This is a genomic window from Bacteroides hominis (genome assembly GCF_033042785.2).
GTDB lineage: Bacteria > Bacteroidota > Bacteroidia > Bacteroidales > Bacteroidaceae > Bacteroides > Bacteroides hominis.
In genome coordinates this window covers 1,284,069-1,298,486 of sequence record NZ_CP178829.1, presented here as the reverse complement: position 1 = coordinate 1,298,486, position 14,418 = coordinate 1,284,069, and the positions used below count along the sequence as shown (strand labels likewise).

At 41.2% G+C, this 14,418-nt stretch carries 15 protein-coding genes; 3 read left to right on the top strand and 12 right to left on the bottom strand.

Annotated features, from left to right (window positions below; all coding sequences use genetic code 11):
• Positions 1–100: 100 nt before the first annotated feature.
• The 7 genes from R3O62_RS05695 to R3O62_RS05665 form a co-directional block, all read right to left on the bottom strand.
• Entirely contained in the window at positions 101–1,216 is a 1,116-nt protein-coding gene (locus tag R3O62_RS05695; RefSeq protein WP_229080799.1) for a hypothetical protein, read from the bottom strand.
• A gap of 1 nt (position 1,217) precedes the next feature.
• On the bottom strand, positions 1,218–2,549 hold the full coding sequence (gene fucP / locus R3O62_RS05690) for an L-fucose:H+ symporter permease (RefSeq protein ID WP_005812191.1): 1,332 nt from the start codon (positions 2,547–2,549) through the stop codon (positions 1,218–1,220).
• A gap of 11 nt (positions 2,550–2,560) precedes the next feature.
• The gene (locus tag R3O62_RS05685) at positions 2,561–3,973 is read right to left on the bottom strand and encodes a rhamnulokinase (protein ID WP_032540412.1); all 1,413 of its coding nucleotides are present in this window, start codon (positions 3,971–3,973) and stop codon (positions 2,561–2,563) included.
• A 19-nt stretch (positions 3,974–3,992) separates the two neighbouring features.
• Entirely contained in the window at positions 3,993–4,631 is a 639-nt protein-coding gene (locus R3O62_RS05680) for a class II aldolase/adducin family protein (protein ID WP_005812195.1), read from the bottom strand.
• Entirely contained in the window at positions 4,628–5,782 is a 1,155-nt protein-coding gene (gene fucO / locus R3O62_RS05675; protein ID WP_032540414.1) for a lactaldehyde reductase, read from the bottom strand. The genes R3O62_RS05680 and fucO overlap by 4 nt, the downstream gene beginning before the upstream one ends.
• A gap of 18 nt (positions 5,783–5,800) precedes the next feature.
• Positions 5,801–7,573 carry an L-fucose isomerase gene (gene fucI / locus R3O62_RS05670; RefSeq protein ID WP_005822718.1) on the bottom strand — a complete coding sequence of 591 codons (1,773 nt, stop codon included), beginning with the start codon at positions 7,571–7,573 and terminating at the stop codon, positions 5,801–5,803.
• A 72-nt stretch (positions 7,574–7,645) separates the two neighbouring features.
• Positions 7,646–8,626: a GntR family transcriptional regulator gene (locus tag R3O62_RS05665; protein WP_022011220.1), complete on the bottom strand. Its 981-nt coding sequence runs from the start codon at positions 8,624–8,626 to the stop codon at positions 7,646–7,648.
• A 227-nt stretch (positions 8,627–8,853) separates the two neighbouring features.
• On the opposite strand from R3O62_RS05665, the gene R3O62_RS05660 reads away from it, so the two are divergent.
• Positions 8,854–9,252: a hypothetical protein gene (locus R3O62_RS05660; protein WP_005779366.1), complete on the top strand. Its 399-nt coding sequence runs from the start codon at positions 8,854–8,856 to the stop codon at positions 9,250–9,252.
• Between the two features lie 195 nt (positions 9,253–9,447).
• On the opposite strand, the gene R3O62_RS05655 is transcribed toward R3O62_RS05660, so the two are convergent.
• Positions 9,448–10,146, bottom strand: coding sequence for a SprT family zinc-dependent metalloprotease (locus tag R3O62_RS05655; RefSeq protein WP_005812209.1), 699 nt, complete (start codon positions 10,144–10,146; stop codon positions 9,448–9,450).
• A gap of 120 nt (positions 10,147–10,266) precedes the next feature.
• Between R3O62_RS05655 and R3O62_RS05650 the strand changes: the two genes are divergently transcribed.
• Positions 10,267–11,001: a head GIN domain-containing protein gene (locus R3O62_RS05650; RefSeq protein ID WP_005812213.1), complete on the top strand. Its 735-nt coding sequence runs from the start codon at positions 10,267–10,269 to the stop codon at positions 10,999–11,001.
• Positions 11,002–11,019: 18 nt separating this feature from the next.
• On the top strand, positions 11,020–11,799 hold the full coding sequence (locus R3O62_RS05645) for a head GIN domain-containing protein (protein WP_005812215.1): 780 nt from the start codon (positions 11,020–11,022) through the stop codon (positions 11,797–11,799).
• 187 nt (positions 11,800–11,986) lie between these two features.
• Here R3O62_RS05645 and R3O62_RS05640 read toward each other — a convergent pair whose 3' ends face one another.
• The 4 genes from R3O62_RS05640 to argB all read right to left on the bottom strand — a co-directional run bounded on the left by R3O62_RS05640 (position 11,987) and on the right by argB (position 14,311).
• Entirely contained in the window at positions 11,987–12,463 is a 477-nt protein-coding gene (locus tag R3O62_RS05640; protein WP_005779373.1) for a DUF4252 domain-containing protein, read from the bottom strand.
• A gap of 4 nt (positions 12,464–12,467) precedes the next feature.
• The gene (locus tag R3O62_RS05635; RefSeq protein WP_005779375.1) at positions 12,468–12,977 is read right to left on the bottom strand and encodes a hypothetical protein; all 510 of its coding nucleotides are present in this window, start codon (positions 12,975–12,977) and stop codon (positions 12,468–12,470) included.
• Positions 12,967–13,476, bottom strand: coding sequence for an RNA polymerase sigma factor (locus tag R3O62_RS05630; RefSeq protein ID WP_005779377.1), 510 nt, complete (start codon positions 13,474–13,476; stop codon positions 12,967–12,969). The genes R3O62_RS05635 and R3O62_RS05630 overlap by 11 nt, the downstream gene beginning before the upstream one ends.
• A gap of 61 nt (positions 13,477–13,537) precedes the next feature.
• Complete coding sequence (gene argB, locus R3O62_RS05625; protein ID WP_032531031.1) at positions 13,538–14,311, bottom strand: acetylglutamate kinase; 774 nt, start codon at positions 14,309–14,311, stop codon at positions 13,538–13,540.
• Positions 14,312–14,418 lie beyond the last annotated feature (107 nt).

Below are 14,418 nucleotides of genomic sequence, written 5' to 3'. Positions count from 1 at the left end.
TAGACAAAGCACTTCAAAAATGGATATGCTATCATACTACATATCAAGATATTACATAAACCACCTCTTAAAATAGCATGGACAAACAAGTTTCCGAGAACTAAAAACCACGCAAAAAGTCATCTAAAGAGTCCGAATCCTCTGCTCCAAGCTTCTCTCGCTTGATGCGAAATTTCTTTTTACTAACCGAGGTACGACTAATACAATAAATATCGGAAAGGTCCTTTATACTGACATTGATCTTCACCAGACAACAGAAATAAATATCTTTTAAGGTCAACAAAGGAAAGCGTGCAAGCAACCGTTGTGAAAACCCATCATAAGCATTATCCACCGTCTGACGAATTTCCTCCCACTCTCTTTCCGACAAAGCTATGCGATGTTCACCACTCTCCTGCTCTTCTTCATTGAGGGAGGGTATTTTACGCAAAACATCGACCTTACGGAACAAAGACTCTCGCAAAACCGCCTCTTTTTCTCTCAAAGCACTTAACTCTTCAGTTTGTTTCAGTATTTGGTTCTCTTGCTCCAACTTGGCTTTCTCTTCAAGAAGCAGACGCTCTTTTTCACGCTTTATCTTATTTTGCCGGTAGAAAATAAACAAAGCAATCAGTATAATCAGACAAAGGCTCAAAGTTAACATAGCAATTTCCCGATTCTGTTTGGCAATCTTCAATTGGTTTAACTCGTTTTTCAACCTCTCTTCCTGATATAGAGCTTCACTGTTATCACTCTGCACATGGCCTATCTCCACCCGGAAAAGCGCATCTGCCTTCTGCGTAGAATAGAACACTTGCTTCTCATTTCCTTCCATAAGTTCCAGTTCTGCAAGTTTCCTCCAAGCTTCGATAGCAATATGCGGATGAATGGAATGGGCTGCCATACTAAAATAACGACGGGCAGAATCATATTGATGGGTGGAATAATATACGTCCCCGCGTGCCAATATATAATAAGGACGTCCGTAATGTTCCACTTGGATACGAGCGGAATCCAGCCAAGATAAAGCTCCCTGATAATTATTCTCTGTCAGGCAACTGTCAGCCCGTTTCTGACAATACCACTCCCATTGACGAAGCCTCATAAATGCCGTATCCACCGGTATAGAAAACACTGCTTCTTCCGCTAATGGCACTTTCCCGCAAGAAACTAATGACACAAGCAGAAGAAAACAGTTACTCAGAAGAATCGTCAAACGCCGCATCCGATTCTCCATATTACTTTCGTGCTGCTTTTATCTTCTTCACACGTGCACAAGTACGATGTCCATAAATGATAATCACTACGAAACAGATAAAAGGAAGTATAAAAGACAAGTTTACAGCAGGCATACCCAACAATGTATGTTGGTCAATAATACAAGCCTGTAATGGTGGCAAGATAGAACCTCCCAGAATTGCCATAATCAAACCGGCAGCCCCAAACTTGGCATCATCACCCAAACCACGAAGAGCAATACCATAAATCGTGGGAAACATTAGTGACATACAAGCCGAAACAGCTACTAAACAATACAATCCCCATATGTTTTGCAAAAAAATCACACCTAACGTAAAAGCACCACCCGCAATCGCAAGAATCTTGAGAAGCATCCCCGGATTCAGGTAGCGAAGAATAAATGTACACACGAAACGGCTTATGCAAAAAATAATCATAGCAATTATATTATATTCCTGAGAAAGCACTTCAGCAGCCTTCTCCTCCATTCCCTGCGACATAAACAAGCGTGTTCCATATTGGATAACAAAAGTCCAACACATAATCTGTGCACCCACATAAAAGAATTGCGCTATGACTCCTTCTCTATAATGATGAACTTTAAAAATACGCTTTAGCGTTGGTATAAAATCAATATTATGATTCTTATCACCATTCTTAGGCATTTTAACGGCACGTATCAGAAAAAGCATGGCAAGAATCACTAATCCTATAATCAGGTAAGGGGCAATCAACACGGACAAATCCGACTCTTTCAATACCTCAAACTCAGACGGAGACAATTGGCTGCGTTCTACCGTATCCATGGGATTCAGACGCGCCTGAATGAAATTCATGGCTACATACATACCCAATAATGATCCCATTGGATTAAACGACTGCGCCAGATTCAATCGTCGCGTCGCTGTCTCTTCTGTACCCATCGATAATATATAAGGGTTAGCACTTGTTTCCAGAAACGAGAGTCCACACGTCAAAATAAAATAAGCGAGCAGGAAAGGGTAATAATCGCCTGTCATCTTTGCCGGGAAAAACAGCAAGGCACCCAAAGCATATAGCCCCAGTCCCAGCAGGATACCGGCTTTATAAGAGTATTTACGAATAAACATTGCAGCAGGGAAGGCCATTGCAAAATAGCCTCCGTAAAAAGCGACCTGTACCAATGCCCCGTCGGTGACACTCATACGAAATATTTTCGAGAAGGCCTTTACCATTGGATTGGTAATATCATTAGCGAACCCCCATAAGGCAAAACAAGAAGTCACTAAAATAAATGGCAGGATATAACTAACTCCATCTTTATGAAGAATGGAACGGTTGGTGTTTTTCATGGGTTGTCGGGTTATTCAGGATAATATACCTGAGGTTTTACACTGTTTATGATAATTTCTTTTAGCTCTTCCCAAGTATCTATTTCACCTTGAGCTTTCGCTTGTACTAAGATATTGCCGATAGCAGTCGCTTCCACCGGACCTGCATATACCGGAATGCCTAAAGCATTTGCAGTAAGTTGGTTTAGCAAACGATTCTGGCAGCCTCCTCCGATAATATGGAGCTGTTTAACCGGTACCGGCAGACAGCGATTCATCTGTTCAACTCCTAATTTATAACGGTGTGCCAATGATTCAATGACACAACGAACAAACTCTCCTTGAGAAACCGGCACTCTCAAATGATGCTTATGACAATACTCAGCAATCGACTCTTCCATACAGTCCGGATTGCAAAAAGAGGAATCATCTACATCGATTACCGAACGGATATCTGATAACGTTGCTTCGGCTATCACACGATCATAACTGGTTTCTTCGCCCCGTTCTTTCCACTCAGCCATCAAACGTTGTAAAATCCAAAGCCCGGTTATATTCTGCAAGAAGCGTATCTTGCCTTGTATGCCACCCTCATTCGTGAATCCTCCCAAACGTGCTTCCTCCGTCAAAATCGGTTGGTCAATCTCTGTTCCGAGCAAGGACCAGGTTCCCGAACTAAGATAAGCCCGATCCGGTTCATTGGAAGGAACAGCAAATACAGCACTGGCTGTGTCATGTGAACCGACAGCAACGACATCAATACAGCCTAAACCGGTTTCATCCGCAATTTCTTGTTTCAGTTTACCGCAAATAGTCCCAGGAAGCACAATGTCACCAAAAAGATGTCGGGGTAATCCTAATTCACTAATCAAGTTATCCGACCAGTTGCGCTGACAAGCATCAAGTAACTCAGAAGTAGAAGCAATACAATATTCATTATTCGCTGTTCCTGTAAGGAAATAGCTGAACAAATCAGGCATAAATAATAGTTTATCAGCTACCCGGAGTTGTACATCGTTGTTCTGCTTCATACTATATAGTTGAAACAGAGTATTGATAGGCATCACTTGGATACCTGTTTCTGCATAATGGGCAGCTTGATCAATCTGCTTAAACACCCGCTCAGGCATACCATTAGTACGAGAATCACGGTAACAAACCGGATTCCCCAACAGATTACCATCTTTGTCAATCAGCCCAAAATCGACTCCCCAAGTATCTATAGCGATACTTTTCACCAGATAGCCTTTTCGGGCAGCGACACGAAGTCCGTTTTTCATTTCTTCGAAGAGAGAAAGAAAATCCCAATAGACATGGTTTCCGAGTCTAATTTGCCGATTACCAAAACGATATACCTCTTCCAGTTTTAGCTTACCTTCAGTGAGGGTACCGGCCATAATACGGCCGCTACCTCCACCAAAGTCAGCTGCTAAGTAAGTACTCATAAGCTGGTCGTCATTATTTCTATTTTGTTTTCTTTCCTAACACATATATTTCCAGATCATCAATCTCTTCCGGAGTCAGGACCGAATAATCTCCTCCGGATTGAACGATAATCCGGCAAGCCATTTCAAAGAAAGTGGCCCGTTCGTACACCTGATCAAAATCTTTACCACACACCACCTGTCCATGATTGGTCAGCAATACAGAGTTATGCTCTTTCATCGCTTCCACAACAGCTTCAGCCAGTTCAGGCGAACCCGGACGATAGTAAGGAATGATAGGAATCTCTTTACCGACATGGCAAGGTACCTCAGCAGTTACATTGAAATTTGACGGTTTGTTTCTCATACAGGAAACAGCTGTAGCATATTCCGATTGAAAATGCAGAACTACATTTACATCCGGACGTTCACGAAGGATTCCCAAATGAAAAGTACTTTCCATAGAAGGTTTTACTCCATTCTGGGGTATACCCGTAGAAATATTGCAAACAGATACTTTTTCTTTCTGCAGGTTCGGTACCCAAGAACCCGTTCCGGAAACAAGTGCTTCTTCACCGATTCTCCATGAAAGGTTACCGCTGCTGCACAACATTAATTTAGCATCGCCATAGCGATGTGCCTGAGCAAGATACTGCTCGATATGTTCATTAGTTATCATAATGCTTTCTTATATAAATCAAGAATAATTTCTTTTGTTACTTCCCGTGGATTACCCGGCGTACAGACATCAGCAAACGCAGCTGTAGCAAGACGATCAAGATCCTTTTCCTGAATGCCCAAATCGGACAAGTGTTGTGGAATATTGACCTTCAAAGATAATGCTTTTACAGCATCTACGGCTGCTTTAGCTGCCTCTTCTTTAGCCATACCTGCAGAATACACGTTCATAGCCTTAGCTATCTCTACATATTTGTCAAGAGCAGCCGGAGCATTGAACTCCATAACAATAGGTAATAACAACGCATTGGCTACGCCATGAGGAATATCAAAAATAGCCCCCAACGGATGTGCCATACCATGAACGACTCCTAAACCGACATTCGAAAAAGCCATACCGGCAATATACTGGGCTACTGCCATACCATTACGTGCCTCCGCATTTGACGGTTCTTCAACGGCAGTCACCAGATAACGGTTGATCATTTCAATAGCTTTAATTTCGAACATATCGCTCATCTCCCATGCACCTTTGGTTATCAACCCTTCAATAGCGTGTGTCAGTGCATCAAGTCCCGTAGCTGCAGTCAGGCTTTTAGGAAGTGTATACATCAGCTCGGCATCTACTATCGCTATAGCCGGAATATCATTCGGATCCACACAAACCATCTTTTTTTGGTTCTGTTCGTCTGTAATCACATAGTTGATAGTTACTTCTGCTGCCGTTCCGGCAGTAGTAGGCAATGCAATAATAGGTACGGATTTCTTCTTGGTATCCGCCACGCCTTCCAATGAAACGACATCACTGAATTCCGGATTATTAGTAATAATCCCAATTGCCTTTGCCGTATCCATAGAAGAGCCACCGCCAATCGCCAGGATAAAGTCCGCACCGGATGCCGCAAATGCTTCCACACCGGCTTTTACATTCGATACTGTAGGATTCGGCTTAATTTCACTGAATATCACATAAGGAATCTTAGCAGCATCCAGCACCTTAAGCACTTTGTCCGCCACTCCGAATTTTATCAAATCTTTATCGGTTGCGACAAATGCTTTGTGTAGTCCCAAACGTGAGATTTCCTTAGGGAGCACTTCACGTGCTCCCGGACCGAAGTAAGAAACTTCGTTTAATATAAATCGATTGATCATATTGCGTTCTTCTAAAGGTTACTTATAAATAGGACCATAAGTAGTACAAGCTCTGTAGTCGGCTCCCTCTTTATCCATACCGAAGGCATTCCAGGCCGCCGGACGGAAAATCTGATCATCCTCCACATTGTGCATGCAAACCGGAATACGAAGCATGGAAGCCAGTGTAATCACATCCTGACCAATATGCCCGTAACTGATTGCACCATGGTTAGCTCCCCAGTTATTCATCACGGAGTATACATCTTTAAAGGCAGGTTTATCACATAAACGAGGAACAAACCAAGTAGTAGGCCATGTACGGTCCGTACGTTCATCAAGTAATTTATGAATTTCCGGATCAATCTCTACTGTCCAGCCTTCGGCTATCTGCAGCACTGGTCCAAGACCTTTAATCAGGTTCAGTCGCATCATAGTTACGGGCATACCTCCTTTCGAAAGGAAATTAGAAGAGAAACCTCCTCCACGGAAATAATCACGATTGGCGGGATACCAAGTAGTAGCTTCCAGACATTTCTCAACTTCTCCTTCCGTAACCTCCCAACAAGGTTTCATGGTAGGTTCTCCATTGACATCCGTTTGCTGCCCTGTTCCGTCAAGGGTTGTTGCTCCCGAATTAATCAAATGAATAATACCATTAGCAGCCATACCTGTCAGTTCCTTACCCGTAACACGTTTCACAGCCTCCGGACTCCAATAAGTACGTACATCCGAGAAAATCTGTGCACGATTCGTCAACAGATGACCGAACAGCATAGCTACACCATTACAAGCATCATTCTCAGTGGCCACTACATATGCTTCACGAATACCATTCCAGTCGAATGAAGTATTGAGCAATGCTTCCGAGAAATCACCATTCGGATAGAAATCCGTCCATTGACGCTGTCCTTGGAAACCCGCTGCAATGGCATTGTGTCCTAAAGCCTCTTCCTTAAATCCAAGTTCTTTTAGCTTCGGATTACCCTGCATCAAATCGCGCATGATGATAGTCATCTTGACAATGAACTCCCAGTCTTCATCTTTCTGTGCACGTGTCTTTGTTTTTTCAGGCACATTGAAATCATGCCCTTCATTCTTTTTGCAATATTTCTCAGTCCAAGCCATCGCTTTGGCATATTCTTCCTTATCATAAATGCCTTCGGCCATGCGGCGAATTATCTCTGTCAAATCGACCGACTCATTACGCATACCCAAATATTCCTGGAAGAAGTCCGGATTTACAATAGAACCGGCAATACCCATAGAAACACTACCCATAGAAAGGTAAGACTTCCCACGCATCGTAGCTACAGCCTGGGCAGCACGGGCAAAACGCAGAATTTTTTCTGCCACATCCGCAGGAATAGAGTTATCATTCAAGTCTTGTACATCGCGACCGTAAATACCAAATGCAGGCAATCCCTTCTGTGCATGCCCTGCCAGCACAGCAGCCAGATACACCGCTCCCGGACGCTCCGTCCCATTGAATCCCCAAACAGCTTTCGGATAATATGGATTCATATCCATTGTCTCAGCCCCATAACACCAGCATGAGGTGACAGTAATAGTAGCTCCTACCCCTTCACGTTCAAACTTTTCTGCACAAGCAGCACTTTCGGCAACACGTCCGATAGTTCCATCTGCAATCACACACTCCACAGGAGTTCCATCGCCATTTCTGAGATTAGAAGTAATCAACTCGGCAACAGCTTTTGCCAGATTCATTGTTTTTTCTTCAAGGCTTTCGCGAACACCACCCTGGCGTCCATCGATGGTGGGACGAATCCCGATTTTCGGATACTTTTTCATACTATATTATTAAATTCATTAGACAATTCTTCCATGCTGACCTGTGCTGACACACAATTCTGAAAAACTCTTTTATAAAGAAGCTCTCAGCCTGACTTCCGTAGGCAGGTAATCTTGTATGGCTTTTCCCTGCAGAACAAATTCGGCAGCCTTATCACCCATTTTCTCCCAATCTACACTTAATGCAGTTATTCCCTGATCTATCACTTCATAAGCAGGTGTGTCATTATACCCTATTAAGCCAAAATCAACTCCACATTGTAAACCCTCAATACGACTTTTCTTAATAATACTCACCACGTCTATTTGACGAATCGCTATATATACTTCTCCTTTGCGAACCTGAAGTCCTTCAATATCACTCACTACCTCACAACCAAGATGTTGATCGGCACAGAATTTCTCAAAAAAGTCACGGCTACTCCGGGGATGCATGCTATCATTCACTAACACGAAAACGAGTTTTTGATATTTCTTCAATCGATCTGCCAGTTGAAGTAGCGCATTATAGAATCCTTGATCAAAGTCCTGACAAACATAAGAGAACTCCTCTTTCTCAAATTTACCGAAATCAAGAAGAAGAAGTTTGGATGGATTTATCTTATAAAGATTAGGAGACAGCTTTTCGTTATCGAAGTTCATCACAATATATTTATTGTATCGTCCCAACGATTCACGAATGATGGTATTGAACAAACGTTCATTGTACTGATGAAACAATAGGTCGACTTTATAACGGATAGACAAACGCTTTACAAAACTATTATAAAGTGCATATTTAAAAGGTGAATATTCATCAAGTAAAAGAAGTACATTTTTCAATCTTCCAACCACATAATACCCTTTCCCGGGAGTAGAATCAATAATTCCTCTCTCTTTTAAATCAAGAAAAGCTTTAAATACAGTATCTCGGGAAACCTCATACGCATGGCTAAGTTGATTGATCGAAGGCAGTGAATCTCCCGATTTATATACTCCCATCGAGATATCAAAGCTAATCTTGTCAGCCAATTGCTTTACTTTGGTCGTTTGTTGTCCAAAAGTTATTTTCATACGTATCAATAAAGGTTTTTAATTATAGATAGCTATGCTGAACTATCACGATACAAAGAAAGATAATTTATTCTGCTCGAACAATGTAAACTGATATGTTATATAACACAAAAGCATTAGAATTCAGAGATCTCGTTATTTTTTTGTAACTTTTATACTTACACAAAAACAAATGAGATACAAAAAGATTTGCTATCTTTACCCCGAATATTAAAGAATATAGTATTATGGCACATCGTCTTAACACTAACAAGCAATTTATGGTAGGAAACGGCATTTTAGCATTTGCCGTCATATTTGTCGTAGTCATCTTTGTATATATGAGTCTGAGATTGCAACGGGAAAAAGAAGCTGTCCGTCACTTTAGTGAAACGTACTCCATTCAGCTGACAAAAGGCTTCGTAGGTGATTCGATCTCACTGTTTGTCAATGACAGCTTGATCATGAATAAACAGATTAAAGAAGAGCCTACTGCTATCGAAGTCGGACGCTTCGCAGAGCAAAGTGCACTGATGATTGTAAATAATCAGACTGAAACAGTAGCCGCATTTGATCTGAGTGAAAAAGGTGGTACTTACCGTTTTGAAAAGGATATTGACGGTATCAAACAGCTACCACAAAAATAGAAAGACGTTTTTTTCCTGACCGCATAGGGTATAAAAGACTGTAAAGGGAGATATCAAAAGACACTACAGAATTATTCCGATTCGCACAGATGAAAAAGCCCAAAACCGATTATCAATGCCGGCAATCAATCTGTAACAATCAGTGTAATCTTTGGTGGAAAGGATTCTTGCAACATCTGTTTTGTGATTGCAATGTCAAATCTCAGTCTTATATTTTTTCAACTCTTCGCGCAGCTCTAAAGCTTTCCCATCGGTAAGCCCATTTAGCAAGTCCCAAAAGCGATCTCCATGATTCATCTCACAAGTATGGCAAAGTTCGTGCAAAAGAACATAATCTATCAAATGCTTTGGCAATAATACAAGAAAATAAGAGAGATTTATCTTTTTGTGAGAAGAGCAGCTTCCCCATCGTCCACGACTTGAATTTATCTGAACACTTTTGTAAGGCAACCCATACCGCTCCGAAAGCATATACAACCGGGGAGGCAAGATAATCTTTGCATTCCGTCGCAAAGCTTCTTCAATCACTTTTCGAAGCCAGTCCTGTAAATTAGAATCTGTAAAATCGGCCGTCGGGGGACAAATAATCCGCATTTCTCCCAATTCGGAATGAGCCAAGAATTTCTCCCTCTTACCACTAACCAATGATAACTTGAAGTATTCTGTCTCGATCCGATAGTTCAGGTCAATCAGAGGACGTATCAACTTCTGCCTGGAATCCAACAATCTGGAACGTAATTTCTCTATCGCCTCCTTTACCTCCTTCATCGTAACTCCCGGAGGTATACTAACATAGATCGCATCAGCTTTTGTACGAAAAACGAGTCTCTTGGCACGCACATTATCACGTACGATCAGACGTCCTAACTCCTTATCTTCAATAATCTTATCCAATGTTGTTCTTAATTATAAATACAAATAAACGGATTATTTTGCAGAAAAAAGAAAGATAGATGCAACTTTTCCTACTCAACCTACGTCTAAACTAATAGAAACCTCTAAAAACGAAATAAAATGAAAACAATCTTTAAAATGTTGTCAACATTACTGTTAACAGCAGGGTTATTGAGCAGTTGCGTATATATGGGTGAAGGTATTCAACCCAGTAAGAAACTCATCACGAGAGATTATAAAGTGAAGGAGTTCAACAAAATTGACGCGGGGACCGTAGGTGACATCTATTACACACAATCCGCAGATGGAAAAACAGACGTACAAATCTATGGGCCGGATAACATTGTGGCGTTAATACAGGTAGCTGTAAAAGATAGTACCTTATTGTTAAGCATCGATAAATCGAAAAAGGTACGCAACTTCAAAAAGATGAAGATAACAATTACATCTCCAACTTTAAACAGTATTTCCTTCAAAGGAGTAGGTGATGTACATATTGATAACGGTTTGACTACCGACAACCTCTATGTGGAAAGCAAAGGAGTAGGTGATATAAAAATTAAATCACTAATCTGCAGTAGCTTAAATGTGCAATCAATGGGTGTAGGAAATGTAAAACTTGAAGGAACAGTTCAGGCAGCTACTCTTCACTCTAAAGGGGTAGGCAATATAGAAGCCGGAAACCTGCAGGCCAATATAGTAGAAGCCAGTTCACAGGGTGTAGGAGATATTACCTGCAACGCAGTAGAATCTATCAATGCAGCTGTACGAGGAGTGGGAAGCATTAAGTATAAAGGTAATCCTACCATAAAATCACTCAATAAAAAAGGAGTGGGAACTATTAAGAATATCTGATACAATAATCACAAGACCATGAAAAAACAATTATTATCATGCCTTACAATTTCCATGCTGTTATTAATCATTGGGGCCTGTTCACAGACAAAGCAGGTAAGTGGAAGTTCAAACTATATCACTAAAGACATAAGAGTCGGTTCTTTCAGCAAAATTAAATCAATGAGCAGTTCGGATATTGTTTATACACAAAAGCAAGGAACTCCCACTGTACAGATTTATGGTCCCGACAACATCGTCCAGTTATTGGAAACCACTGTTGAAGGAAAAACACTGGTGGTTAAATTTAAAAAGAATAGCTCCATCCGCAATAGCGGAAAACTGGAAATCAGAGTATCTTCTCCATCATTAAACCATTTATCCATATATGGCTCAGGAAACACGACCTTTACAAATGGAATGGAGAGCAACGACGATTTAGAAATATGCATTTACGGATCGGGGAACATCAATGGAACCAATTTCTCTTGTACAAAACTGTCAACGCATATTTACGGTTCAGGAAACATCAATTTGAAAAAAATCGATGTACCATGCACAGAAGCAAATATTTCAGGTTCGGGAAATGTATTGCTGAACGGCAAATCGGGCAAAGCCGAGTATCGTATTGCAGGTTCGGGAGATATTAATGCCATAGATTTAAAGACAGAAGATGTCAATGCACATATCAGTGGTTCGGGCAGCATAAAATGTCATGCTACTGAAAACCTGACAGGAGGTGTCAGTGGAAGTGGAAGTGTGGCATACAAAGGTAATCCGCAAATAAACTTTTCAAAAAGAGGATTACGAAAACTTTAAATATAGAAACTCTCTCTTAGTTTAACTTCGCTCTATGAAGACGACGTAGCATAAACATAAAAGGGCTACTGCATCACGCGGTAGCCCATTTATTTAGTTAGTTTTTTATTGAAATTGAGAGAATTGAAACTTCACAGCCTCAAATCAAAAAGTTGTTTTAATTAAGCACACTAACTATATTATATGTTTAAAGCAAATGAAAATGTCTCTTTATCTGTGCAATAAACTCCGGACTCATATTTCCGGTAAAGTTTATTACAGCAAAATGATTCTTTTCGTGCATTAGCATCACCAGTTCAACAATTGTATCCTTCTTTTTACGAACCATAATCTGACAATTCTCAGATTTATCCTTAAAAGAAAGAAACGATTCAAACCTTCCGGTATTCTTCTCAACCACCTTCAAAGCTGCATCAAAATACTTTTTTCCTTCCACATCGGAAGTAAGCACCTGCATACTCTTGAGATTAGAGATCATATCCAGCACCTCTTTATCTTTCTCAGCATCGCTCTTCATTATCTCCTCCATCATTTTCGGACTGATCGTAACACAAGTCAGATTAGAATCCGCCTTATGTTCAGCCATAAAACGTGAAGCAAAGTCCTGGGCCGAAACAGCCACAGACAGCAATGCCATCCAGCACATTAAAAGAACGCTCTTCATTATTTTATTCCTTCATCACTCGAATCGATTCAACCTTCACACTATCTCCGGCGATTTGATCCTGTGATTTATTTATACCTTCAGACACCATCATCAAAGCAGAAGAAACTTGTTTGTAAGCCACTTCGGGATCATCGTATGTGTCCTTATAAGCATCATAATTATAATCCAAAGCCTCATCGGCAAAGAATGTATGTTGCGCTACATTGCCCAATGACAAAATCAACGCAATCACGGCGGCAGCCTTAAACAAAGGCATAAACCTTCCAACCATCGTCAGACGTTTTGCTTTTACTACAGGTGCCTCTACCTGAGCCAGAATACGTTCATCAAAGTCTTCTCCCAGCCCTGCTTCCTGTTGAACTGCCTGATAAACAAACAAGTCCTTGTAACGGAGCAAATGAGCGGGTACCTCTTCCTCCGAAAAGAAAGACCGCAATTCCGATTCCTCTTCCAAAGAAGTCTCACATTGCCAGTATCGCTCTAAAAGCTGTTCTATATACTTATAATCCATATTCATCAATCTCTAAATACCTTTGTTTTACCTTTTGTCTTGCTCTGAAAAGATTCACTTTTACCTGTTCCTCTGTCAGATTCAAGATTTTCGCTATTTCTTTATAGCTTTCCCCTTCTATATCTCTCAACTGCATAATAAGCCGTTGCTTCTCAGGAAGTTCGTTAATCAGACGATGGATGATTGACATTCGTTCCTTATTAATCAACTGATCATAAGGACCGGATGCTTCGGATTCTTCCTCCATTTCCGGTGTGAGTTCCACATTTTGAGCTTCTTTCTTTTGGCTTCGGTCTATGGCCAGATTCTTCGCCACAGTCAGGCAATAAGCCTCAATAGATCCGAACTGTGTCCACTCTTCACGTTTATTCCACACTCTAATCATCGTATCCTGAACAACATCCTCTGCTTCGGCCCTGTCGAAGGTGATTCGGAGTGCCAAACGAAAGAGTTTATCTTTCAATGGCAATATGTCGTCTCGGAAGCTGATTTCTTGCATCTCTATTAAGTTGACGGGTGAGTTGGTGAAAAGTTACAGATGTATTCCTCTTTTTTTTGAATTATTTTTTTATCCGGGTTCCTCCACCTTTGTGAATGGCTGACGCTAAGGTTATTATCACCTCAGACACACCTGCATTTATTGCTTCAAAAGAATTCTCAAGTTTCGGTATCATGCCTCCCTGAATAACCCCCTCGGCAATGTAGCGTTGAAACTCAGCATGATTAATTTGGGGGATGACACTCTCATCATCATTTTCATCACGAAGCACGCCTTTCTTTTCGAAACAATAAACCAAAGTCACATCAAAAATAGCAGAAAGAGCCTTCGCCGTTTCTCCGGCAATGGTATCTGCATTCGTATTCAGCATATTCCCCTGTCCGTCATGCGTCAACGGTGCCATCACCGGAACCACTCCTTTATGAATCAAATCAGAAAGCAATGTGGCATCTACCTGCTCTACATCCCCGACAAATCCATAATCGACCTCTTTTACGGGGCGCTTCATCGAACGGATTACATTCATATCCGCTCCGGTCAGCCCCAGGGCATTGACCCCACGGGCTTGCAATCCGGCTACAATATTCTTGTTTACCAACCCACCATAGACCATTGTCACAACCTTCAGTGTCTCCGCATCGGTTATACGGCGTCCATTGACCATTTTACTGTCAATCCCCAGTAAAGCAGCTATCTTTGTAGCCGAACGTCCCCCTCCATGAACAAGTACCTTATGCCCTTCAATGGCAGCAAAATCATCCAGTAACTGCTTCAATGTAGCTTCTTCTTCTACGATTTTGCCACCAACTTTAATGACTGTCAGTTTTTCCTTCATATTCTTTCTATTTACAAATTACGATTTATACTCCATCAGGTTACAAGCCACGAGCTACAAGAAACGAGACTGATATCATGTGCAGTATTCGTAACTTGTAGCTCGTC